This is a genomic window from Kocuria sp. UCD-OTCP, from assembly GCF_000349605.1.
Lineage (GTDB): Bacteria > Actinomycetota > Actinomycetes > Actinomycetales > Micrococcaceae > Kocuria > Kocuria rosea.
Genome location: NZ_AOSQ01000018.1, coordinates 42,905 through 69,356 on the forward strand (window position 1 = coordinate 42,905; position 26,452 = coordinate 69,356).

Genomic DNA, 26,452 nt, shown 5'->3' on the forward strand with positions numbered 1-26,452 from the left:
TCGCCCCTGGTGGGAACGAGGCGCCGGTGCGAGGCTGAGCCCATGCGCGCATCCCTGAGGTACCTCGCACTGGGTCTGGCCGGAGCGCTCGGCGTCTCCGGCACCGTTCTCGGCGGCTCCGCGGCCGTCGCGCACGACGACCGGCAGCACGGGGGCCGGGGCTCGCCGGTCACCGCCGAGCTGCCCAAGGTCCCCGTCATGACCGGCGGCGGCGGCGCGGTCTCCTCCGTGGACCCGCTCGCGAGCCAGGTCGGCATCGACGTGCTCGAGCGGGGCGGCAACGCCGCCGACGCCGCCGTGGCCGCGGCCGCGGCCCTGGGCGTCACCGAGCCGTACTCCGCGGGCATCGGCGGCGGCGGGTTCTTCGTGCACTACAGCGCGGAGACCGGCGAGGTCCGCACGATCGACGGGCGCGAGACGGCCCCGGCCACGTTCACGGAGGACGAGTTCCTGGGCGAGGGCGGCGAGCCCCTCGACTTCGCCACCGTGGTCAGCTCCGGGAAGTCCGTAGGCGTGCCCGGCACCCTGGCCACGTGGGAGACCGCGGCCGAGGAGTTCGGCACGATGGACCTGCACCGGTTGCTGCGGCCCGCGGAGCGGATCGCCGCCCGCGGCTTCGTGGTGGACGAGAACTTCCAGGAGCAGACCGCCCAGAACGCCGAGCGCTTCGGGAGGTTCCCCGAGACCGCGGAGCTGTTCCTGCGCGACGGCGAGGCGCCCGCGGTCGGCACCGTGTTCCGCAACCCCGACCTCGCCCGCACCTACCGCACCATCCGGCACGAGGGCACCGGCGCCTTCTACGACGGGTCGATCGGGGCGGCGGTCGTCGACGCGAGCCGGGAGCCCGCCACCGCCGAGGGCGTGGAGGTGCTCCCCGGGGAGATGACCCTCGAGGACCTGGGATCCTACGAGGCCCTGCTCAAGGACCCGGTCTCCACCGAGTACCGCGGCCTGGAGGTCTACGGCATGGGGCTGCCCAGCTCCGGCGGCATCACGGTGGCCGAGACCCTGAACCTCCTGGAGGCCTACGACGAGCGCACCGGGACGGCCCTCGACGAGGTCTCCGGGACCCAGTACCTGCACCGCTTCTCGGAGGCCACGGCGACCGCCTTCGCCGACCGCAACCGGTGGATCGGGGACGTGCAGGGCGTGCCCGTCGAGGAGCTCACGAGCCAGGAGTTCGCCGACGAGCGCGCCTGCCTCTTCGACCCCGCCGCGGCCCAGGAGCGGCCCATCCCCTTCGGCGAGCCGGACGGGGACTACGCCGCGTGCGGGACGGCCGGGGCCCGTCAGCCCGAGCCCGTCGGCGGCGTCTCGACCACCCACCTCAACGTGGCCGACCGGTGGGGCGACGTGGTCTCCTACACCCTCACCATCGAGCAGACCGGCGGCTCCGGGATCACGGTCCCGGACCACGGGTTCCTGCTCAACAACGAGCTGACCGACTTCAACTTCGCGCCCGTCACCGAGGGCGTGCCGGACCCGAACCTGCCCGGCCCGGGCAAGCGGCCCCGCTCGTCGATGAGCCCCACGATCGTGCTCCGGGACGGGGAGCCGTGGATGTCGGTGGGCACCCCCGGCGGCGCCACGATCATCACCACGGTGGCGCAGATCCTCACCGGGCACATCGACCGGGACCTCGACCTCGTCGACGCCGTGGCCGCGCCCCGGCTGAGCTCCCGCAACGGGGCCGAGGGCGCCGACCTGGGTCTCCTCGACTCGCCCACGGGCGACGAGCTGATCGCCCTCGGGCACGAGCTCGAGGACGTGCGCTGGATCGGCAACGCCTCCGCCATCCGGATCCTCGGCGACGGCCGCTTCGAGGCGGCGGCCGAGACCGAGCGCGGCTACGGCGGCTCCGCCATGGTGGTGCACCCCGAGCCGTGACGCCGCGCTGTTGCTGACCGGCCGCTGACCTGTCACCGAGGCCCCGGGCCCCGTCCGCTCCGGACGGGGCCCGGGGCTTGTCGGGACACGTCCTAGGCTGGGTCCGGACCGCGCGTCCCGCGCCACGTCCGTCCGACCCAGGAGCCGCACCGTGTTCAGCCACCCGCCCGCCGACCGCCCCGGCCCCTCCGAGCCCGTCGTGCCGGGGGACCCCGCCCTGGACGACCGGTGGCGGGCGGCCACGGACGGGTGGCGCCCGTCCTCGATCCGCCCGTCCTCGATCCGCTCGGGCGAGCCCGACCGCGTCCGCGCCTGGGTGCGCCACGCCTGGGAGGGCCTCGCCGGCGGGGGTGTCGACGGCGCGGCCGCCGGGCCGGAGGACGACGACGCCGTCGGCCGGCGGGTGCACGATCTGATGACCGTCGCCGCGCTGTTCGTCCTCCAGGAGCGCTTCCTGGCCGTCGCCGCCGGTGAACCGGTCCCGGCCGGGGCGCCCGACCCCCGCCGGGACGGCGCCCCCCTGGGCGACGACGAGGCCCTGGCGCTCGTGCGGCAGACGTGGGAGATCGACCCCGCGGAGGAGGGGGCGGAGGGGTTCGCGGCGGAGCTCGCCGGGTTCCTGCAGGACCACCTGGACGAGCTCGCCGAGGAGGTCCGCGAGCGGCTGGTGGACCGGCGCGGCCCCACCCAGGTGTTCGCCGAGCTGTGGAGCCTCGAGCACGTGGACGAGCTGGAGCCCGCCGACCAGGAGGGGGAGCCCCCGTTCCCGCTCTCCACGGACGACATCGCGTGGATCGTCAGCGGCGTCCCCGGCCCCGAGAAGCACACCGCCTGGGAGTGGCTCACCCGCTGAGCCGGACCCCGGCCGCAGCGGCACCGGAATAAGCCGGCCCGCCGACGACTTTTATGGATGTATCCACAAAATCTGCGACGAGGAGCCCCGCATGACCATCCAGCTCGGCCTGAACACCTTCGGCGACCTCTACCCCGGGCCGGACGGGCGGATGCTCGGCGGGGCTCAGGTGATCCGCAATGTCGTGGCCGAGGCGGTGCTGGCCGACCAGGTGGGACTGGACTTCTTCGGCATCGGCGAGCACCACCGGGAGGACTTCGCGGTCTCCTCGCCCGAGACGGTGCTCGCCGGCATCGCCACGGTCACGGAGCGGATCCGCCTGGGCTCCGCGGTGACCGTGCTCAGCTCCGACGACCCGGTGCGGGTCTACCAGCGCTTCGCCACCGTGGACGCCCTCTCCTCCGGCCGCGCCGACGTCATCCTGGGCCGCGGCTCCTTCACCGAGTCCTTCCCGCTGTTCGGCTACCCGCTGGACGAGTACGAGGCGCTGTTCGAGGAGAAGCTGCAGCTGTTCGACCGGCTCCGCACCGAGGGCCGGATCGACTGGCAGGGCCGGCTGCGCGCGCCCATCCAGGGCTTGGAGGTCTACCCCAAGACCGAGGCCGGCGCGCTGCGCACGTGGATCGCCGTGGGCGGCTCGCCCAACTCGGTGGTCCGCGCCGCCCACTACGGGCTGCCCGTCATCTTCGCGATCATCGGCGGCAGCCCCTCGGCCTTCGCGCCCTTCGCCGACTACTACCGCCAGGCCCTCGAGCACTTCGAGAAGGAGCCGCAGCCGGTGGCCTTCCACTCCCCGGGCTACGTCGCGGAGACCGACGAGCAGGCCCGCGAGGAGTTCTTCCCGCACCAGGCGTACACGCACGCCCGGATCGGCAGGGAGCGCGGCTGGGGCCCGCTGACCCGCGCGGAGTTCGACGCGATGTGCGGGCCGGAGGGCGCCTACTTCGTGGGCTCCCCGGAGACGGTCGCCCGCAAGATCGTCCGGTCCTCGGCGGCGCTCGGCGCCTCGCGCTTCGACCTCAAGTACGCGGTGGGCACCCTGGACCACGCCCGGATGCGGCGCAGCATCGAGCTCTTCGGCACCGAGGTGCGCCGCTACGTCGAGGACATGACCGCCGACCTGTCGGCGCCCGTCACCGGCTGAGCTCCGGGCGATCGGCCTTCCCGAGTACTCAGTACACGCCATCGTGTACTGTTGGGGCATGACCTCGGTCGGCTCCACCCACGCCGCTGCCCTGACCCGGTTCGGCAACGCCCTCTCGGAGGGCGTCCGCACCCGGATCCTGCTGTCCCTGCGCGAGGCCCCGGCGCGCCCCACGGACCTGGCCGAGAGCCTCGGCGTGTCGAAGCAGGTGGTCTCCAATCAGCTCGCCTGCCTGCGCGGGTGCGGGCTCGTCGAGGCCACCCGCGAGGGACGCAACACCTGGTACCGGCTGGCCGACCCCCGTTTGGGCGGTGCGCTGGGAGAGCTGCTGGACCTGGTGGTCGCCGTGGACCCTGTCTGCTGCTCCCCGGAAGGCTGCAACTGCGCATGAGCTCGACCTCTCTCGGCCCCAGGCCCATCACGGGGGACCGGCGGGCCCTCCTGCACCGGAGGGTGCGGTGGATCGTGGCCGGCACGATCACCTACAACGTCCTCGAAGCGATCGTCGCGATCACCGCCGGTGCCGTCGCCTCGTCCTCGGCACTGATCGGCTTCGGCCTCGACTCCGTCGTCGAGGTGCTGTCGGCGGCCGCGGTGGCCTGGCAGTTCGCCGCTCCGGACCCGCATCGCCGGGAGCGGGCGGCCATGCGGGTGATCGCCTTCTCCTTCTTCGGCCTCGCGGCCTTCGTCGCCGTCGACGCGCTGCGTGCCCTGCTCGAGGCCGCCGAGCCGGAGCACTCTCCGGTCGGGATCGGACTGGCAGCGTTGAGCCTGGTGGTCATGCCGCTGCTGTCCTGGTTCGAGCGCCGCACCGGCCGTGAGCTGGGCTCCGCCTCAGCGGTGGCCGACTCCCGGCAGACCCTGCTGTGCACCTACCTCTCGGCCGTGCTGCTGGTGGGCCTGGTCCTCAACAGCGCTTTGGGCTGGAACTGGGCCGACCCGGTCGCCGCGCTGGTGATCGCCGTCGTAGCGCTGCGAGAGGGCCTGGAGGCCTGGCGGGGGGACGCCTGCTGCACGCCGGCGGCCGTCCTCGTCGGCGCGGACGCCGACGACGGCGCGGACGGGTGCGGCCCAGGCTGCTCCGGCTGCCCGTGAGCCGGCTCCCGAGGCGCAGCTCCCAGCGCGGGCCCGGTGCTCAGCCCCGCAGCCGGGCCACGGCCTCGTCCTGGTGCAGGATGTCCTGGCGCATCTCGTCCTCGAGGAAGGCCAGCAGCGCGCGGGAGAGCTCCGAGTTCTCGGAGGCCACGGCGTCCCGGGCCACCGCGGCCCGGAAGTCGTGGGCGAACGCGTCGATCGCGGTCTGGGCCACGCAGCTGTGCGTGGAGATCCCGCAGAGCATCAGGTGGGTGGCGCCCAGGTTGCGCAGCCGGGCCGCGAGGTCCGTGTCGAAGAACGCGCTGTCCCGGGTCTTGACCAGCCCCGTCCCGCCCTCGGTGTCGAGACCGGCCACGTACTCGGACTGCTCCGTGCCGGGGAACGCGAAGCCCTGCCCGTCGTCGTGCATGTTGACGGTCCACGTGGAGCCGTCCCGCTCGTGCTGGGTGCGGATCAGCACGATCGGGCAGCCGCCGTCGCGGGCCGCCCGGATCAGCTCGTTGACCTTCTCCGTCACGGGCTCCCGCTGCTCCTCGAGCTCGGGGAAGTCGAAGTACGAGTTCTGCATGTCGATGACGAGCAGGGCGGTGCGGCCCTGCGCCGGGTGCTGGGGCATGGCGTCCTCTCCGGTGCGGGGGGAGCCCCGCGGGGGGGCTCCGGTGGACAACGATCCGATCAGTGAACTTACTACCTTCGGGCGCGCGGCTCCACCCGCTCCGGGGCTCCGGTAGCCTGAGGCGCATGGCCTATCACGCGGACGCCCTCGAGCTCGAGGGCAAGGAGATCCTCACGTGGGAACGCTTCGGCGAAGCGACCCAGGAGCTCGCCCAGAGCGTCGTGGACAGCGGTTTCCTGCCGGACATCATCATCGCGGTGGCCCGCGGCGGTCTGCTCCCGGCCGGTGCGCTGTCCTACGCGATGGGGGTCAAGCTCTCGGACGCGATCAACGTGGAGTTCTACACCGACGTCCACCAGACCCTGCCGGACCCCGTGCTGCTCGCCCCGATGCTGGACACCGAGTCCATCGCGGGCCGGAAGCTGCTCGTCGTCGACGACGTGGCGGACTCCGGGCGGACCCTCGCCCTGGTGCTGGAGCTGCTGCGCGGCCTGGGCGCGGAGGCGCGCTCCGCCGTCATCTACGGCAAGCCCCGCTCCGTGATCCGGCCCGACTACCTGTGGAAGGCCACCGACGACTGGATCGTCTTCCCCTGGTCGGCCGCCCCACCCGTCACCGCCGGCGCCTGACCGCCCCCGGGCCGCGTCCCGCCCGGGCCGCTCCTCATCCGGGTCAGCGCAGCGCCGCCCGCACCCCGGGGTGGCCGGCCACGACGAGCCACACGACGTTGACCGCGACCAGGACGGTGGTGCTGAGCCCGGGCAGCAGGTGCCCGCCCAGGAGGAACACCGCCAGGTCGAAGAGGTCGCCGAGCACGGCCAGGGAGCAGAAGACGATGCCGAGGATCCAGCCCCACTGCAGCTGCTCGCGCAGCGGGAACCAGACCAGCGCGTAGAGGGCCGTCGTCAGCACCACGCCGAGGAGCGCCAGCGCGGCGGACAGCCCGGCGCCGGGGAGCCCCGGCACCCGCACCAGGTCCTCCATGCCGGGGAGCTGGGCGCTGGGGCCCGCGACAGCCTGCACGAACGTGTCCGCCACGTTGACCGCGAACGAGAGCAGGGTGAGCCGCAGCAGCAGGCGCAGCCGGGCCGTCATCGGCGGCCCGGGCGGGACCGTGCCGGGACCCGGTCCGCCGGGGAGCCGCGGGGGCGGCCCGCCGCCCGGACGGTGCGGGCCGCCGGGACCGTGCGGGTGCTGGCTCATGGCCTGTGCCTCCTGGCGCGCGCGAGGTGTGCTCACCGCCGAACCTACCGCTCCCTGCCCCGGCCGGCACGGGTTTCCAGGAGAGGGTCCACGCGGGGCCTCCCCGGGGCGGCCCGTGCGACGTGGATCACCCGGGGTAGGCTGGCACGGTAGGCACCGACGGCGCGACCGCTCGTCGGTCGTGCGCGCACCCGTGACGACCGACCAGCCAGGAGCAGCCGCGACATGACGACTCAGCACGACCGGACCGCCGCCCCCGACCGCCACCGCGCCGAGGTGATCGACGCCCCGCTGCGTGCGGACGTCCGCCGCATCACGACCCTGCTGGGGGAGACCCTGGCCCGTCAGCGCGGCGAGGAGCTGCTGGAGCTGGTCGAGCAGGTCCGCCGGCTCACCAAGGACGCGAAGGACGCCAAGGCCTCCGGGGCCGACGACGCCGCGGGCCAGGTCCGCGACCTGCTCGGCTCCCTGCCCCTGGACCGGGCGACGGACCTGGTGCGGGCCTTCGCCCACTACTTCCACCTGGCCAACGCCGCCGAGCAGGTGCACCGCGTGCGCGTGCTCGGCCGCCGCCCCGAGGACGAGGGGTGGCTCGCCGCGGCGGTCGCCGACGTCGCCGCCGAGGCCGGTCCCGACGCCCTGCGCGAGGCGGTGGGCAGCCTGGACGTCCGGCCGGTGTTCACCGCGCACCCCACCGAGGCCTCCCGGCGCTCCGTGCTGACCAAGATCCGGCACCTCTCCGACATCCTGGCCCGCGAGACCGCCGAGGGCTCCGCCGCGCGCCGCAGCCAGGACCGGCGCCTCGCCGAGCTGATCGAGCTCCTGTGGCAGACCGACGAACTGCGCCAGAACCGCCCCACCCCGCTCGACGAGGCCCGCAACGCCCTGTACTACCTGCGGGAGGTCCTCACCGAGACCATGCCCGTGCTGCTCGCGGACCTCGAGGACCAGCTCTCGCAGCACGACGTGCACCTGCCGGCCGGCCCCCCGCCGCTGCGCTTCGGGTCCTGGATCGGCGGGGACCGGGACGGCAACCCCAACGTCACCCCCGAGATGACCCGCCGGGTCCTCCAGCTGCAGGGGCAGGCCGCCGTGGACATCGCCCTGAGCTTCCTGGACGTGCTGGTCTCCCGGCTGTCCCCCTCCACCGCCATCGTCGAGGTCGACCCCGAGCTGCGCGAGTCCGTGGAGCGGGACGTGGCCCACCTGCCCGGCCTGGACCCGCGGGTCCTGGAGCTCAACGCGCAGGAGCCGTACCGGCTCAAGCTCACCTGCATCAAGGCCAAGCTGATCAACACCCGCCGCCGGTTCGCGGAGGAGACCGTCCACGAGCCGGGCCGGGACTACCGGACCACCGCCGAGCTCGTGGCCGACCTCGACGTGGTGGCCCGCTCGCTGCGGCACCACGCGGGCGCGCTCGCCGCCGACGGCTCCCTCGCCGCGGCGACCCGCACCATCGCCGGCTTCGGCCTGGGCCTGGCCACCCTGGACGTCCGCGAGCACGCCGACGCCCACCACGAGGCCGTGGGGCAGCTGCTCGACCGGCTGGGCGAGCTGGACCAGCCGTACGCGGACATGGACCGGGGCGCGCGCGCCGCGGTGCTCGCCGGGGAGCTCGCCGGCCGCCGCCCGCTCGCCCCGCCGGGGCTGTCCACGGGCGCCGTGCACCTCGACGGCGACGCGGACCGGACGTTCGCGGTCTTCCGGGAGATCGCCCGGGCCCAGGAGACCTACGGCGAGGAGATCGTCGAGACCTACATCGTGTCCATGACCCGCGACGCGGACGACATCCTGGCCCCCGTGATCCTGGCCCGCGAGGCCGGGCTGGTGGACCTCACCGGCGAGCAGGACCGCGCCACCCTCGGCTTCGCACCGCTGCTGGAGACCGTCGGGGAGCTGCGCCGCTCCGCGGAGGTCATCGACGAGCTGCTCTCCGACCCGGCCTACCGGCGGGTGGTCGCGGCGCGCGGGAACATCCAGGAGGTCATGCTCGGCTACTCCGACTCCAACAAGGAGTCCGGGGTGATGACCAGCCGGTGGGAGATCCACCGGACCGAGCGCCGGCTCCGCGACGTCGCCGCCCGGCACGGCGTGCGGCTGCGGCTCTTCCACGGCCGCGGCGGCTCCGTGGGCCGCGGCGGCGGCCCCACCCACGACGCGATCCTCGCCCAGCCCAGCGGCGTCCTCGCCGGCGAGATCAAGTTCACCGAGCAGGGCGAGGTGATCAGCGACAAGTTCTCCCTCCCCGCCCTGGCCCGGGAGAACCTCGAGCTGTCCCTGGCCGCCGTGCTGCGCGCCACGGCGCTGCACCAGGACCCGCGCTCCACCGAGGAGGAGCTGGACCGGTGGGGCGAGGTCATGGACGTGGTCAGCGACGCCGCCTTCGCCTCCTACACGGGCCTGGTCGAGGACCCCGACCTGCCGGAGTACTTCCTGTCCGCCACCCCGGTGGAGCAGCTGGGCGCGCTGAACATCGGCTCCCGCCCGGCCAAGCGCCCGTCGTCGGACAAGGGTCTGTCCGGGCTGCGGGCCATCCCGTGGGTCTTCGGCTGGACGCAGTCCCGCCAGATCGTGCCCGGCTGGTTCGGGGTGGGCTCGGGCCTGCGCGCCGCCCGCGAGGCGGGGATGGAGGGGGACCTGCGCACCATGCTGGAGCGCTGGCACTTCTTCCGCTCCGTGATCTCCAACGTGGAGATGACCGTGGCGAAGACCGACCTGGAGATCGCCGCCCACTACGTCCGGGCCCTGGTGCCCGAGCGGCTCCAGCACGTGTTCGAGGTGATCCGCCGCGAGTACGAGCTCACCCTCGACGAGCTCGCCCGGCTCACCGGGCAGGCGGAGCTGCTGGACGGCAACCCCACCCTGAAGCAGACGCTCGAGGTGCGGGACCAGTACCTCGACCCCATCTCCTACCTGCAGGTGGAGCTGCTCCGCCGGATCCGGGAGCAGGACGCCGAGGGCCGGGAGGTCGACGAGGGCCTGCAGCGGGCCCTGCTCATCACCATCAACGGGGTGGCCGCCGGCCTGCGCAACACCGGCTGACCGCCCGGGCCGGGCGGCGGCGCGGAGGGACGCGGCCGCCCGGCCCGGTCCGCGGGCGGGAGGAGGTCCGCGGCCCGGCCGGACCGGGGCCCGGATCAGGGGACGGGCAGCAGCAGGGCGACGGCGCCGAGCACGGACAGTCCCGCCCGGAGGTGGTTGGCCCGCGTCCACGGCCGCGCGTAGGCGGACCACACCACGGTCCGGCGATCGGTGCGGGCCAGCCGGGCGTTGAGCGGGACGTTGACCGCCACGGTCAGGACCCAGCCCGCCAGGGAGGCCAGCGCACCCAGCACGCGCAGCGGCCCGCCGGGTGCGGAGAGGCTCGTGCCGACCACGACGAGACAGGCCAGGGCGGTGCCGAAGAACAGGACCAGGAACGGCGCCCGCACCGCGGCCCGGTTGACGGCGATCATCGCCGAGGCCGCCGCGCCGCCGGGGAGGCGCCGCAGCGCCGGCATCACCACCAGGGAGAACGCCAGGTAGAACCCGCCGACGAGGCCCGAGCCGATGCCGGCGACCAGCGCCGGCCACGTCTCCACGCCGCGGGGCTCAGTCGCCGACGGCGTCGCGGCCGCGGCGCACGATCAGCGGATCGGCCGGGTGGACCACGGACGGGTCCTTGTCCTCGTAGTCGAACTGGTCCAGGAAGAAGCGCAGCGCGTTGATCCTCGCCCGCTTCTTGTCGTTGGACTTCACCGTGGTCCACGGGGCGTGGTCGGTGTCCGTGCGCAGGAACATCTCCTCCTTCGCCTCGGTGTAGTCCTCCCACCGGTCCAGGGAGGCGAGGTCCTGCGGGGACAGCTTCCACCGGCGCACGGGGTCGATCTGACGGATCGCGAACCGGGTCCGCTGCTCCTGCTGGGTCACGGAGAACCAGAGCTTGGTGAGGTGGATGCCGGAGTCCACGAGCATCTTCTCGAACACCGGGGCCTGGTCCATGAACCACGCGTAGTCCTGCGGGGTGCAGAAGCCCATCACGGGTTCCACCACCGCCCGGTTGTACCAGGAGCGGTCGAAGAGCACCATCTCCCCGGCGGTGGGCAGGTGGCGGATGTAGCGCTGGAAGTACCACTGCCCGGCCTCGCGGTCCGAGGGCTTGGTCAGGGCCACGACCCGGGCGGCGCGCGGGTTGAGGTACTCGGTGAACCGCTTGATCGTCCCGCCCTTGCCGGCGGCGTCCCGGCCCTCGAACACGATGACGTGCTGGAGGTCGTGGTCCTGGCCCCNAACCGCTTGATCGTCCCGCCCTTGCCGGCGGCGTCCCGGCCCTCGAACACGATGACGTGCTGGAGGTCGTGGTCCTGGCCCCAGTACTGGAACTTCAGCAGCTCGATCTGGAGCTTGTACTTCTCCAGCTCGTACTCCTCCCGGCTCATCAGCTCGTCGTAGGGGTGGTCCTCCCGCCAGGTCTCCACGGCCGAGCCCCCCGGGTCGATGAGGTCCGGGTCCTCCTCGTGCCCGTGGGGCACGGTGTAGCCCATCTGCGTGAGGTGGTCGATGAACTCCCGCAGGTTCTCCCGCACGGCCCACTGGTCGGCGGGCATCCACTGCCGTTTTCCGTCGGGCATCGGCCGTTCCTCTCCGGTCAGGGTCTCTTGAGCGCAGTGTAGGCGTGCTCATCCTGACCCGCCCGGACGGCGGGCACATGACCGCCCGGTGAACACCAGGGGCTCGGTCCTCCTGCCCCGCCCGGGGCCGACCGTGCAGAACCCCGTGCGGTCGGCTACAGGGGCTCGCCCGCGGCACCGTCGATGTCGACGCTGACGTCGTGGCCGACGGCGGTGCCGTGCTCCACCGTCCGCGAGACCGTGCAGTACTTGTCGTGGGACAGGGTGACGAGGCGTTGGACCATGCCGGCGGCCTTGCGGCCGGCGGCGTCGTCGGGGAACGCGAGGTGGAAGGAGAGGTGCAGGTCCTCCAGGCGGTTCGCCCCGTTCTCCTCGAGGATCTTCTGTCCGGTCGCCTCGACGCGGAACTCCGAGGGCTCCGAGCTGCGGGAGGTCGCCACGTCCACGTCGATGGCCGAGCACCCGGCGACGGCGGCCAGCAGGAGCTCCACGGGGGACAGCAGGCCCTCACCGCGGCCGAAGGCGATCTCGGCCCCCTCGGCGTTGCGGGCGGTGTAGTGGCCGGTGGCGGTGCGGGTCAGCTCGACGGAACGCGGGGCGGGGTCGTTGATCTCACTCATGCACCCATGATGCCAACCCCGCTCGCGTCGGCGGTCCCGGCACCGCCCCCGGGGGCCGGCGGAATAGGCGCTGCGGCCGTCGCCGTTGACGTGGGAACGTCACCGTCCAGCGCCCAGGAGGCCGGCTTGTCCCCATCACGACCGGCGCACGACGGCCGCGAGCCCGAGGAGCCCGAGCGGAGCCACCTGGACGCCGAGCTCGAGGCGCTGATCGCCGACTACCGCCGGCTGCACCAGGACGACGCCCGTCTGCGCCGGATCGAGCGCATCATCCACGCCGCCCACCGGTCCGCCGACGAGGAGGGCGGGGACCGTGCCGGCGAGATCCGCGAGGAGCAGATCGCGCCCGCGCTGAGGGTCCAGGACGCGCGGCGGGTCGCCGCCGGGCTGCTGCGCACCGAGGAGGACATGAGGGCCTACGCGGCCCGTTTCGCCCGGCGCAGCACCGAGAAGGACCCGGCGGGAAGGGACCTGGAGCGCCAGGCGCACGCGCTGGACGCCGCGGGCCGGAACTGGGTGCTGATGATCGGCCAGAACCGTGACCACGGACTGGTCGCCTGCCGCTTCGTCCGGGAGAAGGGCATCCCGCACGCCCGCGTGGTGTCCTTCACCGCGGAACGGCTGAGGCTGCCCATCCTGGTCGTCGAGCTCGGCCTGGACGAGGACGGCCCCTGCCCCGGGTGAGCTCTCCGCCGCGGGCGGCGGCCGGGGGCGCGGGGCACGCCACGACGGGTCGACCTCCGGCGACCAGGGGTCAGGTCCGCGTCGCCAGCACCAGCTCGGTGAGCGCGCTGAGCAGCGGCCCCTCCACGCCCAGGGCGGGTGCCTGCCCGAGCGCCCCCACGGGATCGCGCCGCACGGCCTCGTGCACCCGCCGCTTGACCTCGTAGCCGATCTGGGCGTCGTTGAGCAGGTCGAAGACGCGGTCCGCGGGATCCTGGGCGGCCACGGCGCCCAGTCCCGCCGACCGCACCACGATCTGCGCCCCGGGGGCGACCCCCTCGACGGTGACCGAGGTGCGGTGCCCGCGCACGCCGTTCCCCCGCCGGGCGGTGCGGACCGGGACGGTCCTCCCGTCCACGGTCACGGTCGGCTCGGCCGGCTCCTCGAGGCCGATGAAGGTGAGGGTCCAGGTGCGCGCCGCCGGCAGGCAGCCGAGGTGGCCCTGCGCCGGGCCGACCGTGAACTCCCCGGCGGCGGCGTCGAGGGCGAGCGGGGTGCGCGCCCAGCGGGCCGGGTCGAGGCCGTCGCCGCTGTTGTCGTCCTCGTCCAGGACGGTGCGGTGCGAGGCGCCGGCGACCACCAGGACCTCCAGCTCACCGGGATTGCCGGGGCCCGGCGCGGCGTCGTCGTCGGACCCCGCGAGGGGCACGATCGCGCCGGCGCGGGCCATGACGGGCACGTCGTCGAGGCCCCGGTGCAGCACGAGCTCCCGCCCGCCGTCGTAGACGGTGCCCGTGAACAGGTCCGTCCAGGACCCCTCCGGCAACCACACCGGCACGGCCGCGCGGGTGACCACGGGGTCCGCGGGGGAGGTGACCGGGGCGACCATCAGCTCGGGCCCGAACAGGTACTGGTGGCCGTACCGGTAGGCCTGCTCCGCCTCCGGGTGCTCGTGGTACAGGGGCCGGACCAGGGGGACGCCCTCCACGGCGGCGGCCCGGTTGGCGGTGTGCAGGTAGGGGACCAGCCGGTGCCGCAGCCGGAGGCCGCGCTCCATGGCCTCCGCGTAGGGGGAGCGGTAGCGCCACGGCTCCTTGGCGATGAAGTCGTTGTCGCCCGAGTGCAGGCGCAGGATCGGGGAGAACACCCCGAACTGCAGCCAGCGGGTGGCCAGCTCGTCGTCGCGGGCGCCGAAGACGTGCCCGCCGATGTCGTGGCTCCACCAGCCGAAGCCGATGTTCGCCGCGGTCGCCGTGAAGTACGGCTGGAACGCCAGCGAGGCCCAGGAGATGACGGTGTCGCCGGAGAAGCCGACCGGGTAGCGGTGGCTGCCGGGCCCGGCGTAGCGGGAGAGCGTCAGCGGGCGGGACCCGTCCGCGCCCGAGTCCAGGAAGTGGTAGTGGTTGAGCACCCACAGGGGGTCCACCCCGGGCAGCCGCGAGTGCGGCCCGGACTGCCAGTCGACCCACCAGAAGTCCACGCCGTCGGCCTCCAGGCCGCGGTGCAGGACCTCGAAGTACGCGGCCACGAAGTCCCGGTCGGTGACGTCGAAGGCCACGGGCTCCTCCGAGCCCGGCTCGCGCCCCAGGGCCTCGAGCATCGCGGGGTGCGCGTCCTCGAAGGAGCGCACCCCGTCGGCCGGGTGCAGGTTGAGCGTGACCCGGTAGCCGTGCTCGTGCGCCCACGCGAGGAAGGCCCGCGGGTCCGGGAACAGCTCCCGGTTCCAGGTGTAGCCCGTCCAGCCCGAGCCGTGCCGGCGCTCCACGTGCTCGTCCGTGAGGTGCCAGTCCATGTCCACCACCAGCACGGAGAACGGCAGGCGGCGCCGGTCGAACTCGGCGACCAGCTCCCGGTACTCGGCCTCGTCGTAGGCGTGGTACCGGCTCCACCAGTTGCCGAGCGCCCAGCGCGGCAGGACGGGCTGCGGCCCGGACAGGGCGTAGAGGTCGCGCAGCGCCTGCCGGTGGTCGTGGCCCCAGCCGAAGAGGTAGAGGTCCACGGCGCCCTCCTCGGGCGCGCGCGGCGCGTACCAGCCGTCGTCCGTGAGCAGCACCGAGGCGGAGTCGTCGATCACCCCGAAGCCCTCGCGGGACGTGATGCCCGGCTCGAGCGGGATCGGGCCGTCGGCCTCGTCCAGGGTGCGCGCGGTCCCGCCCAGGGTGGGGGCGGGGACGCCGTAGCGCCACACGCTGTGGTAGCTGGTCACGCCGCCGCGGATCTGCGCGGACAGTCCCGTCGGGCTGAAGGCCCGCTCGTCGTAGCTGAGGTGGATCCGCTCCGTGCTCAGCTCCAGACCGGCCGCCGTGCGCCGCACCCGGAAGTCCGGCACCGGGAACCGGCGGTCGACGGCGAACGCGGACGGACGGTCCTCGAAGCGGCCGGCGGGACTGTACTCCAGGCGCAGCAGCCCGGGGCTCAGCACGCTGATGCGGTAGTGCTCGCCGGCGACGACGGCGCCCGGGTCCGCGGTGCCGGCGCCGGTGGGACGGAAGTGGGGGAGGGGCATGCGTCCACCCTAGGCGGACCGGGGCGGGAATAATCCGGGACGGGCGCCGCTTGACGGTAGTAGTTCAAATTTGAAAGAACAGGGCGGGCCGTCCGGCCGGACGCCGCCGCGGAGCAGGAGGACCACATGCAGTTCGGCATCTTCACCATCGGGGACGTCACCGAGGATCCCACCACGGGACGCACCCCCACCGAGCACGAGCGGATCAGGGCCACCGTCGAGATCGCGAAGAAGGCGGAGGAGGTGGGCCTGGACGTCTTCGCCACGGGCCAGCACCACAACCCGCCGTTCGTGGCGCCGGGGAACCCGCCCGTCCTGCTGGCGAGCATCGCGGCGCAGACCGAGCGGCTGCAGCTGTCCACGGCCACCACCCTGATCACCACCACCGACCCGGTGCGCATCGCGGAGGACTACGCCTACCTGCAGCACCTGACCGACGGCCGCGTGGACCTCACCATGGGGCGGGGCAACACCGGCCCGGTCTATCCGTGGTTCGGCCAGGACATCCGCCAGGGCATCCCGCTGGCGATCGAGCACTACAGCCTGCTCCACCGGCTGTGGCGGGAGGACGTGGTCAACTGGCAGGGCCGGTTCCGCGGCGCCCTGCAGGGTTTCACCTCGACCCCGCGCCCGCTCGACGGCGTGGCCCCCTTCGTGTGGCACGGCTCGATCCGCTCCCCCGAGATTCCGGAGCAGGCCGCCTACTACGGCGACGGGTTCTTCCACAACAACATCTTCTGGCCCGCCGAGCACACCCGACGGATGGTGGAGTTCTACCGGACGCGCTTCGAGCACTACGGCCACGGCTCGGCCGACCAGGCCATCGTGGGCCTCGGCGGCCAGGTGTTCATGCGCCGGAACTCCCAGGACGCCGTGCGGGAGTTCCGCCCCTACTTCGACAACGCCCCCGTCTACGGGCACGGGCCGTCCCTGGAGGACTTCACCACGCAGACGCCGCTGACCGTCGGCTCCCCGCAGCAGGTCATCGAGAAGACCCTCGGGTTCCGCGACTACGCGGGCGACTACCAGCGCCAGCTGTTCCTGATGGACCACGCCGGCCTGCCGCTCAAGACCGTCCTGGAGCAGCTCGACCTGCTGGGCGAGGAGGTCGTGCCGGTGCTGCGCAAGGAGTTCGCCGCGCTCAGGCCCGCCCACGTGCCGGAGGCCCCGACCCACGCTTCGCTGCTGGAACGCCACCGCGCCGGCCAGGACCCGGTGCCCGGCGGCGCCGAGGACTCGCCCGCCGGGCGGGCCCGCGCCGCGCAGGCCGCGGAGCCGACCACGGGGCGGACCACGGAGAAGGCCCACCGATGAGCGTCCGGAACCCCACCGGGACGACGACGCCGGACCCCGTCGCGGCGCGCCCGCTCACCGTGGCCGTGGTGTCGGCGGGGATGTCCGACGCCTCCTCCACCTCGCTGCTGGCCGACCGGCTCGCCGAGGCCGCCCGGGACGGACTGGCCGAGACGCCGGTGCGGATCGAGCGCGTGGACCTGCGCCCGCTGGCCCACGCCGTCGCCGACCACCTGCTCACCGGGTTCCCCGGTCCGGAGCTGCGGACCGCCCTGGACACGGTCGCCGGGGCGGACGCCCTGATCGCGGCCACCCCGACGTACAAGGCCTCCTACTCGGGGCTGTTCAAGTCCTTCTTCGACCTCGTCGACGACGCCGCGCTGGAGGACGTGCCCGTGCTGGTGGCCGCGACCGGGGGCACGGCACGCCACTCCCTGATGCTCGACACCGCCATGCGCCCCCTGTTCACCCACTTCAAGGCGCTGGTGCTGCCCCTGGGGGTCTACGCCGCCACCGAGGACTGGGCCGGCGGATCGCTCGAGTCGCGCATCCGGCGCGCCGGCGCGCAGCTGGCGCGCTCGATCGCGCCGGGAGCGCAGCCGGCCGGACGGGCGGCCGGCGAGGTCCCGGCCGGTGCGGCCGCGCCCGGGCGGGGCGGCGGGTTCGACGGGGTCCCCGACTTCGCGGACCTGCTCGCCCGGGCCGGCCGGTGACCGGCCACCCGGCGGCCGCGCCGGAGCCCGCGGCCCGCCCGTGGGACGTGTGGCAGCTGTTCTTCGAGACCACCGCCCGGCTGACCACGGAGATCGAGGCGCGGCTCAAGGAGCACGGCTGCTCGCTCATGGACTACCAGGTGCTCCTGCTGCTGCGCAACGCCGAGGACCACCGGCTGCGGATGGGGGAGCTGGCCCAGCGGCTGGTCTTCTCCCCGAGCCGGCTCAGCTACCAGATCGGCGTGCTGGAGAAGCGCGGCTGGGTGCGGCGCCGGCGCTGCGCCGAGGACGCGCGCGGCCTCGAGGCCGAGCTCACGGAGGAGGGGCTGCGCGCCTTCCGGCGCCTGCGACCCGCCCACGCCCGCGACGTCGAGGAGCTGTTCCTCCGTGCGCTCGAGGGCGACGACGCCGACCGGCTGGCCGCCGTCATGAACCGGCTGGCCCGCCGTCTGGCCTGAGGACGGGGCTGCGGCGTCCCGGTCCGCGAGCTCAGCGCAGTGCCGCCCGCACGCCCGGCCGGGCGGCCACCACGAGCCAGGCCACGTCCACGACGGCCTTGAGCGCGCCCGTCACGAGTCCGATCGACGTGCCCGCCGGGACCACGAGCAGCAGCACGGCGTTGGCCACGGTGGTCAGGAGCGCCATGGACGCGAAGACGATGCCGAGGATCCACGCCCACTGCCGCTGCTCGCGCAGCGGGAAGTACACCAGGGCGTAGAGCCCGGCGGTGAACCCGAGGCCGAACAGGAGCGAGATGGCGAGGACGACCGTCCCGAACGCCCCTGCGGGCAGGCCGGTGTACTGCTCGGGCGCCGCCAGGTACCCCACCGCGCTGCCGAGGACCGCGACCACGAAGGACGCCACGGTGAGCCGGAGCAGCAGCCGCAGATCGGCCGTCACCGGGGGCCGGGGCGGGCGGGCCCTCGCGTCGGGAGGAGCGCCGGGCGGCGGCGGGCCGCCGTGGCCCCGGGGCTGGTGGGGCTGCTGGGACATCGTCGGTGCCTCCTGACGCACGGGCCTGACACGGGGAGGGCCCTGCGCAGGGCCCAGCACCGAACCTATCCGCTGGAATCGCCTTCGCGAACACCCGGCGGCCCCATGGCCCCGGTGCGGCGGAGCGTGACGCCCGGATCCGCTCAGGCGGGGGAGGTCCCGGCCGCGACGAGCGCCGCGGTCGCCGCCGCGATCGCCTGCTCCTCGTCGGTGGGCACCACGAGGACCTCCAGTGCGGATCCCGGCGCGGAGATCCGGCGGACCTCCCGCGAGCGGGCGGCGTTGGCGTCGTCGTCGAGCACGACCCCGAGGGCGCCCAGCCGCCCGCAGACGCGGGCGCGGAAGGCCGAGGCGTTCTCCCCGATCCCGGCCGTGAAGACCAGCGCCTGCGCGCCGTCCACGGCCACGTGGTAGCCGCCCACGTACTTCGCCAGGCGGTGGGCGGCCATCTCCAGGGCCAGCTCGGCGCGCTCGTCGCCGCGGTCGGCGGCCTCCTGGACGGCGCGCATGTCGTGGTCGCCGGCGATGGCCCGCAGGCCGGACTCCTTGTTGAGCACGGCGTCGAGCCGCTCGGGGGTCATCCCGGGGTCCCGGCGCAGGACGGCGGTGACCACGGACGGGTCCAGGTCCCCGGTGCGGGTGCCCATCACCAGGCCCGCCAGGGGGGTGTAGCCCATCGACGTGTCGTAGGAGGCGCCGTCCTTGACCGCCGTCACCGACGCGCCGTTGCCCAGGTGCGCCACCACGCAGCTGAACCGCTCGCGCGGGACGCCCAGGAACTGCGCCGCCTGACCCGTCACCCAGTCGTGGGACGTGCCGTGGAACCCGTAGCGGCGGATCCCCCAGCGCTCGTAGAACTCCTCCGGCACGGCGTAGCGCCACACGTGCTCGGGCATGGTGCGGTGGAAGGCGGTGTCGAACACGCAGATCTGGGGCAGGTGCGGCCACGTCTTCTGCACGGCCCGCAGGCCCAGGACGGCGGCGGGGTTGTGCAGGGGAGCCAGCGGGACCAGCCGCTCGATGTCGCGGATGATCTCGTTGGTCGCGAGCACCGGCGCGGAGAAGCGCTCGCCGCCGTGGACCACGCGGTGGCCCGCGGCGTCGATCGTGCGCCCCTCCAGCTCGGCCTCGAGCCGCTCCGCGAGCAGCTCGAGCGCCTGCGTGTGGTCCGCGATCCGCGAGCTGCCGATGTTCTCGATCAGCCCGGAGGCCAGCACCGTCCCGCCGTCCGCACCGGCCTCGAGCTCCCGGACCTGGTACTTGAGCGAGGACGAGCCGCAGTTGACGACGAGCACGAGCATGGAGGACTCCCTGGGGCTGTGGCGACGGGCATGGGGACGGGGACGGTGCGAGCGGTCGGCCGGTGGGTCACATGCCCTGCGCCTGGATCGCGGTGATCGCGACCGTGTTGACGATGTCGTCCACGGTGCACCCGCGCGAGAGGTCGTTGACGGGCTTGCGCAGCCCCTGCAGCACCGGGCCCACGGCCACGGCGCCGGCCGACTGCTGGACGGCCTTGTAGGTGTTGTTGCCGGTGTTGAGGTCCGGGAAGACGAACACGGTCGCCCGGCCGGCCACGGCGGAGCCGGGCAGCTTGGAGGCCGCGATCGAGGCGTCCACCGCGGCGTCGTACTGGATGGGGCCCTCCACCTCGAGCCCCGGGTCCGCGCCGCGCACGATCTCGGTGGCCGTCCGGACCTTGTCCACGTCCTCGCCGGAGCCGGACCCGCCGGTCGAGTAGGACAGCATCGCCACCCTGGGCTCCACCCCGAACTGGCGGGCGGTGCGGGCGGAGGCGAGCGCGATGTCCGCGAGCTGCGGGGCGTCCGGGTTGGGGTTCACGGCGCAGTCGCCGTAGACCAGGACGCGGTCCTCGAGGAGCATGAAGAACACGGAGGAGACGATCTTCACGCCCTCGGAGGTCTTCACGAACTCCAGGGCGGGGCGGATGGTGTTGGCGGTGGTGTGCGCGGCGCCGGAGACCATGCCGTCCACGTCCCCCATCTGCACCATCATGGTGCCGAAGTAGGAGCCGTCGAGCATCCGCTCCAGTGCCGTCTCCGGCTGCACGCCCTTGTGGGCGCGCAGCCGCACGTACTCCCCGGCGTACTTCTCGCGCAGCGCGTCGTCGTGCTCGAAGTCCACGAGGGTCAGCCCGTCCTCGGCGAAGTCGAGGTTGATGCCCTCCGTCTGGCACAGCTGGGCGATCCGCCCGGGGTCGCCCAGGACCGTGAGGTCGCAGAAGTTGCGGCGGTGGATCATCTCGGCGGCCCGCAGGATGCGGGGGTCCTCGCCCTCGGGCAGCACGATGTTCTTCCGGTCCGCCCGGGCCGTCTCGACGAGCTCGTGCAGGAAGCGCAGGGGCGTGCGCTTGGCCGGGCGCGGCAGGTCGAGCCGGCTCACGAGCTCCTCGCCGTCCACCCGCCGGGCCCACTCGCCGAGCGCGGCCGCGACCTTGCGCGGGTGCGCCCCGGAGAGGGTGCCCCGGGTCCGGGACACCTCCCGGGCGGCCCGGTAGGTGTCCAGTCCGGTGGTCAGCACGGGGAACGGCGCCGCGGCGGTGAGCTCCCGGATCCGCCCCTCGGTCTCGAAGCCGCCCGTCAGCAGCATCCCGGAGGGGACGGGCAGGGCGGGGGAGAGGGCGGAGGCCAGGGACGCGACGACGATGTCGGAGCGGTCCCCCGGCGTGATGACGAAGTCGCCGTCGGCGAGCTGCTCGAGGTAGTGGCCCACGGTCATCGCGGCGATCTTCACGCCCTTGACGTCCCGGTCCAGGGAGACCGCGGACGGGCCGTCCCCGAACCCGTGCCGGTCCCGCAGCTCGGCGACGGTCGGCGCGGCCACCGCCTCGTTCTCGGCGATGACGTACACGGGCAGGCCCCGCACGCCGCGGGCGGCGTTGTGCTCGATCTGCTCCACCCAGTCGGGGCGGGCGCGGTTGACGATGACCGCGAAGATGTCGCACCGCACCTGGTTCAGCTCGGCCCGGGTGACCTCGACCGCGTTGAGCACGTCCTCGGGGCTCTCGGACTCGTCGGCGCCGATCACGGCCAGCACGGAGGCGCCCAGGTTGTTGGCCATCCGGGCGTTCATGTCGAACTCGGCGGTGGCCGCGTTGTGCGCCAGGAGGTCGGTGCCGTCCACCACGATCACGTCGCAGTGCCGGGCCATCTCGCCGTAGACGGTCACGGCCATCGCGTCGAGCTCGTCGTGGTCCCCCGCGGCGAGCAGCTCCCGGGTGCGCGCCAGGGAGATGCCGCCGCGGCAGCGCTCGTCCGGGAGGTCGAAGTTGCGCTTCATCAGCTGCACCATCGGGTCCTCCGCCGGGGTCTCCCCGAGGTGGACGGGCCGGAAGTAGCCCAGGCGGTCCGTCTTGCGGAACAGCGAGTCGGCCAGGCCGAGGGCCACGAGCGACTTGCCGGACTGCGGCGTCATGGCGCTGACGTAGATGCCTTGGGTCATGGTGGCGGGGTCCTCCGACGGTCGGGCTGGGTCCGTGCCCAGTCTAGGGCCCACCCGCCGGAGGGCCGGGTGCGGGGCCGCTCAGGCCAGGGAGAGGAACATCTTCTCCAGCTCGGCCTTGTCGAGGCTCGGGTCCTCCGACCGCAGGCACTGGTCCAGGCCCGTGGCGATGATGGAGAAGCCGGCCTTGTCGAGGGCGCGGGAGACCGCGGAGAGCTGCGTCACCACGTCCTTGCACTCGCGGCTCTCCTCGAGCATGCGGATGACGGCGCCAAGCTGGCCCTGGGCCCGCTTGAGCCGGTTGATGGTGGGGGTGAGGTCCTGGGGGTCGAGTTGCACGGGGCGCTCCTGGGTGTGGTGGTTGCTCCGACGATTCTATACCCCCTGGGGGATCTTGCATACCCAGGGGGGTATAGTGCATCATGGAGTCACACCCACCGTCACCCGGAAGGAACTGCCGCATGACCTCGAAAGTCGCCCCCGCCGAGCTGAAGTCCTGGATCGAGTCCGGAGAGGAGGTCGCCGTCCTCGACGTGCGCTCCGCCGCCGAGTTCGCCGCCGAGCACATCGACGGCGCCTACAACGTCCCCGTCGACCTCGTGGCCGACCACGCGCAGGACATCGCCGCGGCCCTCGGCGGCAAGGTCGCCCTGATCTGCCGCTCCGGCGCCCGGGCCACCCGCGCCCAGGACATCCTCTCCTCGGCCGGCACCGAGAACACCTACGTCGTCGACGGCACCGTCGACGACTTCGAGAAGGCCGGCGGCGCGGTCGTCCGCGGCGCCTCGGCCTGGGCCATGGACCGTCAGGTCCGCATGGTCGCCGGCTCGCTCGTGCTGGCGAGCGTGGTGGGCGGGCAGCTGGTCTCCCCGAAGCTGCGCGCCGTCGCCGCGGGCGTCGGCGGCGGGCTCGCGTACTCCGCGCTGTCCAACACCTGCGCCATGGCCAACGTGCTCTCGAAGATGCCCTGGAACCAGGGCGCCAAGGATCCCTCCAAGGACGCCGTGCTGGAGCAGCTCACCGCCCAGTGATCCGTCCAGTGATCCGCCGGGCCGACCCTGCGGACTGATCCGCCGGCCCCGCCGCCACGCCGTTCGCGTGGCGGCGGGGCCGGCGTCGTCCCCGGGGTTCACCCGGACGCCGCCGGGTGGGAGGATGGGGGCATGCTGGTTGCCTTCTCCGTCTCCCCGTCCGGCGGCGAGAACCCGAGCGGTTCCGTCCACGACGCCGTCGCCGCCGCCGTCCGCGTGGTCCGCGAGTCCGGACTGCCGCACGAGACCGACGCCATGTTCACCACGATCGAGGGCGAGTGGGACGAGGTCATGGACGTCGTCAAGCGCGCCACCGAGGCCGTGGGCCGCTACGGGCCCCGGGTCTCGCTCGTGCTCAAGGCCGACATCCGCCCCGGCCACACCGGTGAGCTGCAGGGCAAGGTCGAGCGCCTCGAGGCCGCGATCCAGCGGCAGGCCATAGAGTCCTGAGCGCTGCCCCCGCGGCGGTCCGCCTGCGGACCGCAGGACCGTCCGACGCCGGGGTCTGGTCCGCCCTGCACCTGCGCTGCCTCGACGAGACCTACCGTCCGCTCTTCGGGGACGCCTTCGCCGACCGGCAGCAGGCCGCGGCCGAGCGCACCGCCGGCTACGACCTCGCCCTCCTCGCGGACCCGCACGTGCGCACCCTCCTCGCGGTCGACGACGACGGGGCCGCCCTCGGGCTGGTCTCCGCCGGCCCGGCCCCCGCCGCGTGGGAGGGGCGGGCCGGGGTGCCCGCCCCGCTCGTCCCGCTGCAGCTGTTCCAGCTCTACGTGCTGCGGGCCGCCCACGGCACGGGCCTCGGCGCTGCCCTGCAGGAGGCCGCGATCGGCTCCGCGGACGCGTACCTGTGGATCATGGACGGCAACGCCCGCGCGGAGCGCTTCTACGCCAGGCACGGCTTCCGGGCCCTGGCCGAGTCCTTCCCCGCCGGCGGGCCCTGGACCGGGCAGCGCATGCACCGCATGCTGCGGACGGGGACCGCGTGAGCCGGGCGTCCCGCCGCTCGCGCACGGCGCCGGCGCCCGCCGGGCCCACCGGCCCCGCGGCCGGGAGCTACGAGATCTCGACCGGCACCGCCGAGCTCGTCCCGGACGCCTACGCCCCCGGCTCCTGGGTGCTGCACGTCAACGGCGTCCCCTCCTCCCACGTGGACCCGGAGCACCCCGAGCGGCTGGACTTCGAGTACATGCGCTGGATCGCCGCGGTCGTGGACGCCCACCTCGCCGCCCACCCGGATCCGGAGCGGCTGCGGGTGCTGCACCTCGGCGGCGGCGCCTGCTCGCTCGCCCGCTACCTCGCCCACGCGCACCCGGCCGCGCGGCAGGTCGTCGTCGAGCTCGACGGGCGGCTCGCCGAGCTGGTCCGGGAGTGGTTCGACCTCCCGCGCGCCCCTCTGCTGCGGATCCGGGTGGGGGAGGCCCGCGCCGTCACGGAGTCGCTGAGCCCGGCCACCCGGGACGTCGTGGTCCGCGACGTCTTCGCCGGGGCCGTGACCCCCGAGCCGCTCACCACGGTGGAGTTCGCCCGGCACGTGCGGCGCGTCCTGGCCCCCGGCGGGCTGTACGTGCTCAACTGCGGCGACACCCGGGACCTCGCCGGGGCGCGCGCCGAGCTCGCCGCGCTGTCCGAGGTGTTCGAGCACGTCGCCGCCGTGGCGGACCCGGCGATGCTCAAGGGCCGCCGCTACGGCAACATCGTGCTGGCCGCCTCCTCCGCCCCGCTGCCGCTGGAGGGCTCGCCCGGGGCGGCCGCGCTCGGCCGGGAGCTGCTCGGCGGCGCGGTGCCCGCCCAGTACAAGGACGAGGCGTGGGTGCGCTCCTTCGTGGGCGGCACCCCGCCGCGCCACGACCCGGTCGCCGAGGGGGCGCGCGATGGCGCCTGAGTCCGCGACCGAGCAGGACGTGCGCGGCCTCGCCCGGCGGCACGGCCTGGACCTGGAACCGGGGACCGTCCGGTTCGAGGAGGCGGGTCTGGACTACCGGGTGGCGTTCGCCGCCGCCTCCGGGACCGGCGAGCAGTGGGTGCTGCGGATCCCGCGCCGCCCCGACGTCGCGGCGAAGGTGGCCGACGAGCTGCGGATCCTGGACTTCGTGCGCCCGCGGCTCCCGGTCGCGGTGCCCGACTGGCGGATCGCGGGCCCGGAGCTCGTCGCCTATCCGCTGCTGCCCGGCCGGCCCGGTCTCACCCTCGACGCCGCGGGGCAGCCGGTCTGGCACTACGACACCGCCTCCCCGGAGCACGCCCGGTCCCTGGCGGAGGTCGTCGCGTCCCTCCACCGCCTCGACCCCGCCGCCGCCGCGGCGGCGGGGGTCTCCGCCGAGACCCCCGAGCAGGTGCGCCGGCGGTGGGCGGCCGACCTCGAGCGGGTGCTCGGGGAGTTCGACGTCGCCGCGGAGCTCGCGGCCCGGTGGCGGGCCTGGCTCGACGACGACGGGCTGTGGCCGCGCCGCACCGTCCTCACGCACGGCGAGCTCTATCCCGCCCACCTGCTGCTCGACGACAGCAGCCGCATCCTGTCCGTCCTGGACTGGACGACGGCCGGCGTCGGCGACCCGGCCCTGGACCTCATGTACCAGCACCTCATCGCCCCGCCCGAGTCCTTCGCGGCGACCGTCCGCGCCTACGAGGAGCTCACCGGCCGCCACGAACCCCGCCTCGCCGACCGCTGCGAGGCCCTCGTGGCCGCAGGACCCCTCAACTACGCCCTCTTCGCCCTGGCGTCCGGGGAACCGGGCCACCGCGCGGCCGCCGCCGCACAGCTGCGCCCCTGAGGCCCCCACGCTCCTTTGTCCGGCCGCGCCCTATCCTGGCGGGATGGACAACCGCACCGAGGTCCGCGACTTCCTCGTCTCGCGCCGGGCCAAGCTCACCCCGGCCCAGGCCGGTCTGCCGGCCGGGGGCAACCGCCGGGTGCCGGGGCTGCGCCGCTCCGAGGTGGCGACCCTGGCCGGGGTGAGCGTGGAGTACTACGCCAAGCTCGAGCGCGGGGCGGTCGCCGGGGCCTCGGCCTCGGTGCTGGAGGCGGTCGCCGCCGCCCTGGGCCTGGACGAGACCGAGCGGGCGCACCTGCTCGACCTGGCGCGGGCGGCCGACGGCGTGTCCGCCGCACGGCGCCCGCGCCGCCGGGCGTCGCGGCAGGCGAGCTCCCGGCCGGGGCTGCAGTGGGCGCTGGAGGCGATCACCGGCGGGGTGGCGTTCGTGCGGAACCAGCACCAGGACCTGCTGGCCACCAACGCCCTGGGGCGCGCCTTCTACGCCCCGCTGCTCGGGGACGGCGGACGCACCCCCAACCTGGCCCGGTTCCAGTTCCTGGATCCGGCCTCCCGGGAGTTCTACCCGGACTGGGAGGTGTTCGCGGGCATGTGCGTGGCGATCATGCGCGCCGAGGCCGGCCGCGACCCGCACGACCGGGCGATGCAGGACCTGGTCGGGGAGCTGTCCACCCGCAGCGAGACCTTCCGCACCCTGTGGGCCGCCCACGACGTGCGCACCCACGGCACCGGCACCAAGCGCTTCCGCCACCCGGTGGTGGGGGAGCTGACGCTGGCCTACGAGGAGCTGGCCGTCACCGCCGAGCCCGGACAGGTGCTGATGATCTACACCGCCGAACCGGGCTCGCCCTCGGCCGAGCGGCTCCGGCTGCTCGGATCCTGGGCGGCCGACCGGCACGCCGCCGTCCCCGAGCGCTGATCCGCGGCTGCGGCACGTGCACGTCGTCGCGCCCCTGTTGCCCGAGGGGTCGCCATCGGCGAGAACATGC

The 26,452-nt window shown here is 74.1% G+C and carries 26 protein-coding genes and 1 pseudogene; 17 read left to right on the plus strand and 10 right to left on the minus strand.

Annotation, left to right across the window (positions count from 1 at the left end; all coding sequences use genetic code 11):
• Positions 1-42 precede the first annotated feature (42 nt).
• The 5 genes from ggt to H488_RS25515 all read left to right on the plus strand — a co-directional run bounded on the left by ggt (position 43) and on the right by H488_RS25515 (position 4,979).
• Positions 43-1,887, plus strand: coding sequence for a gamma-glutamyltransferase (gene ggt, locus H488_RS25495; RefSeq protein ID WP_017832980.1), 1,845 nt, complete (start codon positions 43-45; stop codon positions 1,885-1,887).
• A gap of 151 nt (positions 1,888-2,038) precedes the next feature.
• Complete coding sequence (locus H488_RS25500) at positions 2,039-2,740, plus strand: hypothetical protein (protein ID WP_017832981.1); 702 nt, start codon at positions 2,039-2,041, stop codon at positions 2,738-2,740.
• Between the two features lie 91 nt (positions 2,741-2,831).
• A complete protein-coding gene (locus H488_RS25505) occupies positions 2,832-3,884 on the plus strand; it encodes an LLM class flavin-dependent oxidoreductase (protein WP_017832982.1) in 1,053 nt (350 codons plus the stop codon).
• Between the two features lie 58 nt (positions 3,885-3,942).
• Positions 3,943-4,275 carry an ArsR/SmtB family transcription factor gene (locus H488_RS25510; RefSeq protein WP_017832983.1) on the plus strand — a complete coding sequence of 111 codons (333 nt, stop codon included), beginning with the start codon at positions 3,943-3,945 and terminating at the stop codon, positions 4,273-4,275.
• Entirely contained in the window at positions 4,272-4,979 is a 708-nt protein-coding gene (locus tag H488_RS25515) for a cation transporter (RefSeq protein WP_017832984.1), read from the plus strand. The genes H488_RS25510 and H488_RS25515 overlap by 4 nt, the downstream gene beginning before the upstream one ends.
• Positions 4,980-5,019: 40 nt before the next feature.
• On the opposite strand, the gene H488_RS25520 is transcribed toward H488_RS25515, so the two are convergent.
• A complete protein-coding gene (locus H488_RS25520; protein ID WP_017832985.1) occupies positions 5,020-5,595 on the minus strand; it encodes a cysteine hydrolase family protein in 576 nt (191 codons plus the stop codon).
• Positions 5,596-5,720: 125 nt separating this feature from the next.
• Between H488_RS25520 and H488_RS25525 the strand changes: the two genes are divergently transcribed.
• A complete protein-coding gene (locus H488_RS25525) occupies positions 5,721-6,224 on the plus strand; it encodes a phosphoribosyltransferase (RefSeq protein ID WP_017832986.1) in 504 nt (167 codons plus the stop codon).
• A 43-nt stretch (positions 6,225-6,267) separates the two neighbouring features.
• Here the strand turns inward: H488_RS25525 and H488_RS36035 are convergent, their stop codons facing one another.
• Positions 6,268-6,798 carry a hypothetical protein gene (locus tag H488_RS36035; RefSeq protein WP_017832987.1) on the minus strand — a complete coding sequence of 177 codons (531 nt, stop codon included), beginning with the start codon at positions 6,796-6,798 and terminating at the stop codon, positions 6,268-6,270.
• A gap of 225 nt (positions 6,799-7,023) precedes the next feature.
• Between H488_RS36035 and ppc the strand changes: the two genes are divergently transcribed.
• On the plus strand, positions 7,024-9,840 hold the full coding sequence (gene ppc, locus H488_RS25535) for a phosphoenolpyruvate carboxylase (RefSeq protein WP_017832988.1): 2,817 nt from the start codon (positions 7,024-7,026) through the stop codon (positions 9,838-9,840).
• A 95-nt stretch (positions 9,841-9,935) separates the two neighbouring features.
• On the opposite strand, the gene H488_RS25540 is transcribed toward ppc, so the two are convergent.
• The 3 genes and pseudogenes from H488_RS25540 to H488_RS25550 form a co-directional block, all read right to left on the minus strand.
• Positions 9,936-10,379: an anthrone oxygenase family protein gene (locus tag H488_RS25540; RefSeq protein WP_017832989.1), complete on the minus strand. Its 444-nt coding sequence runs from the start codon at positions 10,377-10,379 to the stop codon at positions 9,936-9,938.
• Positions 10,380-10,389: 10 nt separating this feature from the next.
• Positions 10,390-11,408: pseudogene (gene ppk2, locus H488_RS25545) on the minus strand (polyphosphate kinase 2).
• A 155-nt stretch (positions 11,409-11,563) separates the two neighbouring features.
• Complete coding sequence (locus H488_RS25550) at positions 11,564-12,028, minus strand: OsmC family protein (RefSeq protein ID WP_017832990.1); 465 nt, start codon at positions 12,026-12,028, stop codon at positions 11,564-11,566.
• A gap of 126 nt (positions 12,029-12,154) precedes the next feature.
• Between H488_RS25550 and H488_RS25555 the strand changes: the two genes are divergently transcribed.
• The gene (locus H488_RS25555) at positions 12,155-12,712 is read left to right on the plus strand and encodes a hypothetical protein (protein WP_017832991.1); all 558 of its coding nucleotides are present in this window, start codon (positions 12,155-12,157) and stop codon (positions 12,710-12,712) included.
• Between the two features lie 70 nt (positions 12,713-12,782).
• Here the strand turns inward: H488_RS25555 and H488_RS25560 are convergent, their stop codons facing one another.
• The gene (locus tag H488_RS25560) at positions 12,783-15,197 is read right to left on the minus strand and encodes a glycoside hydrolase family 31 protein (protein WP_017832992.1); all 2,415 of its coding nucleotides are present in this window, start codon (positions 15,195-15,197) and stop codon (positions 12,783-12,785) included.
• A gap of 126 nt (positions 15,198-15,323) precedes the next feature.
• Between H488_RS25560 and H488_RS25565 the strand changes: the two genes are divergently transcribed.
• From H488_RS25565 to H488_RS25575, 3 genes are read left to right on the plus strand one after another with little or no spacing between them, the layout of a single operon-like run.
• Positions 15,324-16,511: an LLM class flavin-dependent oxidoreductase gene (locus tag H488_RS25565; protein ID WP_017832993.1), complete on the plus strand. Its 1,188-nt coding sequence runs from the start codon at positions 15,324-15,326 to the stop codon at positions 16,509-16,511.
• Positions 16,508-17,203 carry a CE1759 family FMN reductase gene (locus H488_RS25570; RefSeq protein WP_017832994.1) on the plus strand — a complete coding sequence of 232 codons (696 nt, stop codon included), beginning with the start codon at positions 16,508-16,510 and terminating at the stop codon, positions 17,201-17,203. Before H488_RS25565 ends, H488_RS25570 begins: the two co-directional genes overlap by 4 nt.
• Positions 17,200-17,661, plus strand: coding sequence for a MarR family winged helix-turn-helix transcriptional regulator (locus H488_RS25575; protein ID WP_017832995.1), 462 nt, complete (start codon positions 17,200-17,202; stop codon positions 17,659-17,661). The genes H488_RS25570 and H488_RS25575 overlap by 4 nt, the downstream gene beginning before the upstream one ends.
• 31 nt (positions 17,662-17,692) lie before the next feature.
• Here H488_RS25575 and H488_RS25580 read toward each other — a convergent pair whose 3' ends face one another.
• The 4 genes from H488_RS25580 to H488_RS25595 form a co-directional block, all read right to left on the minus strand.
• Positions 17,693-18,196 carry a hypothetical protein gene (locus tag H488_RS25580; RefSeq protein ID WP_017832996.1) on the minus strand — a complete coding sequence of 168 codons (504 nt, stop codon included), beginning with the start codon at positions 18,194-18,196 and terminating at the stop codon, positions 17,693-17,695.
• 143 nt (positions 18,197-18,339) lie between these two features.
• Positions 18,340-19,497, minus strand: a complete 1,158-nt coding sequence (locus H488_RS25585; protein ID WP_017832997.1) for an acetate/propionate family kinase — start codon at positions 19,495-19,497, stop codon at positions 18,340-18,342.
• 67 nt (positions 19,498-19,564) lie between these two features.
• Positions 19,565-21,658, minus strand: a complete 2,094-nt coding sequence (gene pta, locus H488_RS25590) for a phosphate acetyltransferase (protein WP_017832998.1) — start codon at positions 21,656-21,658, stop codon at positions 19,565-19,567.
• 81 nt (positions 21,659-21,739) lie between these two features.
• Complete coding sequence (locus tag H488_RS25595; RefSeq protein ID WP_017832999.1) at positions 21,740-21,997, minus strand: metal-sensitive transcriptional regulator; 258 nt, start codon at positions 21,995-21,997, stop codon at positions 21,740-21,742.
• A gap of 122 nt (positions 21,998-22,119) precedes the next feature.
• On the opposite strand from H488_RS25595, the gene H488_RS25600 reads away from it, so the two are divergent.
• The 6 genes from H488_RS25600 (at position 22,120) to H488_RS25625 (ending at position 26,382) form a co-directional block, all read left to right on the plus strand.
• Positions 22,120-22,689, plus strand: coding sequence for a rhodanese-like domain-containing protein (locus H488_RS25600; RefSeq protein WP_017833000.1), 570 nt, complete (start codon positions 22,120-22,122; stop codon positions 22,687-22,689).
• 132 nt (positions 22,690-22,821) lie between these two features.
• A complete protein-coding gene (locus H488_RS25605) occupies positions 22,822-23,139 on the plus strand; it encodes a thiamine-binding protein (protein WP_017833001.1) in 318 nt (105 codons plus the stop codon).
• Positions 23,140-23,327: 188 nt separating this feature from the next.
• Entirely contained in the window at positions 23,328-23,678 is a 351-nt protein-coding gene (locus tag H488_RS36530) for a GNAT family N-acetyltransferase (RefSeq protein ID WP_017833002.1), read from the plus strand.
• Positions 23,675-24,574 carry a spermidine synthase gene (locus H488_RS25615; RefSeq protein ID WP_017833003.1) on the plus strand — a complete coding sequence of 300 codons (900 nt, stop codon included), beginning with the start codon at positions 23,675-23,677 and terminating at the stop codon, positions 24,572-24,574. Before H488_RS36530 ends, H488_RS25615 begins: the two co-directional genes overlap by 4 nt.
• Positions 24,564-25,463 (plus strand): macrolide 2'-phosphotransferase, encoded by a 900-nt coding sequence (locus H488_RS25620; RefSeq protein WP_017833004.1) that lies wholly within the window; start codon positions 24,564-24,566, stop codon positions 25,461-25,463. The genes H488_RS25615 and H488_RS25620 overlap by 11 nt, the downstream gene beginning before the upstream one ends.
• Before the next feature lie 43 nt (positions 25,464-25,506).
• A complete protein-coding gene (locus H488_RS25625) occupies positions 25,507-26,382 on the plus strand; it encodes a helix-turn-helix domain-containing protein (RefSeq protein WP_017833005.1) in 876 nt (291 codons plus the stop codon).
• Positions 26,383-26,452: the final 70 nt, after the last annotated feature.

Bases quoted from the DNA above. Each gene is read 5' to 3' on its own strand.
- H488_RS25625 (WP_017833005.1), top strand. From the start codon at position 25,507: ATGGACAACCGCACCGAGGTCCGCGACTTCCTCGTCTCGCGCCGGGCC.
- pta (WP_017832998.1), bottom strand. From the start codon at position 21,658: ATGACCCAAGGCATCTACGTCAGCGCCATGACGCCGCAGTCCGGCAAG.
- H488_RS25525 (WP_017832986.1), top strand. From the start codon at position 5,721: ATGGCCTATCACGCGGACGCCCTCGAGCTCGAGGGCAAGGAGATCCTC.
- H488_RS25520 (WP_017832985.1), bottom strand. From the start codon at position 5,595: ATGCCCCAGCACCCGGCGCAGGGCCGCACCGCCCTGCTCGTCATCGAC.
- ppc (WP_017832988.1), top strand. From the start codon at position 7,024: ATGACGACTCAGCACGACCGGACCGCCGCCCCCGACCGCCACCGCGCC.
- H488_RS25560 (WP_017832992.1), bottom strand. From the start codon at position 15,197: ATGCCCCTCCCCCACTTCCGTCCCACCGGCGCCGGCACCGCGGACCCG.
- H488_RS25510 (WP_017832983.1), top strand. From the start codon at position 3,943: ATGACCTCGGTCGGCTCCACCCACGCCGCTGCCCTGACCCGGTTCGGC.
- ggt (WP_017832980.1), top strand. From the start codon at position 43: ATGCGCGCATCCCTGAGGTACCTCGCACTGGGTCTGGCCGGAGCGCTC.
- H488_RS25570 (WP_017832994.1), top strand. From the start codon at position 16,508: ATGAGCGTCCGGAACCCCACCGGGACGACGACGCCGGACCCCGTCGCG.
- H488_RS25605 (WP_017833001.1), top strand. From the start codon at position 22,822: ATGCTGGTTGCCTTCTCCGTCTCCCCGTCCGGCGGCGAGAACCCGAGC.
- H488_RS25550 (WP_017832990.1), bottom strand. From the start codon at position 12,028: ATGAGTGAGATCAACGACCCCGCCCCGCGTTCCGTCGAGCTGACCCGC.
- H488_RS25565 (WP_017832993.1), top strand. From the start codon at position 15,324: ATGCAGTTCGGCATCTTCACCATCGGGGACGTCACCGAGGATCCCACC.
- H488_RS25600 (WP_017833000.1), top strand. From the start codon at position 22,120: ATGACCTCGAAAGTCGCCCCCGCCGAGCTGAAGTCCTGGATCGAGTCC.
- H488_RS25515 (WP_017832984.1), top strand. From the start codon at position 4,272: ATGAGCTCGACCTCTCTCGGCCCCAGGCCCATCACGGGGGACCGGCGG.
- H488_RS25580 (WP_017832996.1), bottom strand. From the start codon at position 18,196: ATGTCCCAGCAGCCCCACCAGCCCCGGGGCCACGGCGGCCCGCCGCCG.
- H488_RS36035 (WP_017832987.1), bottom strand. From the start codon at position 6,798: ATGAGCCAGCACCCGCACGGTCCCGGCGGCCCGCACCGTCCGGGCGGC.
- H488_RS25505 (WP_017832982.1), top strand. From the start codon at position 2,832: ATGACCATCCAGCTCGGCCTGAACACCTTCGGCGACCTCTACCCCGGG.
- H488_RS25585 (WP_017832997.1), bottom strand. From the start codon at position 19,497: ATGCTCGTGCTCGTCGTCAACTGCGGCTCGTCCTCGCTCAAGTACCAG.
- H488_RS25620 (WP_017833004.1), top strand. From the start codon at position 24,564: ATGGCGCCTGAGTCCGCGACCGAGCAGGACGTGCGCGGCCTCGCCCGG.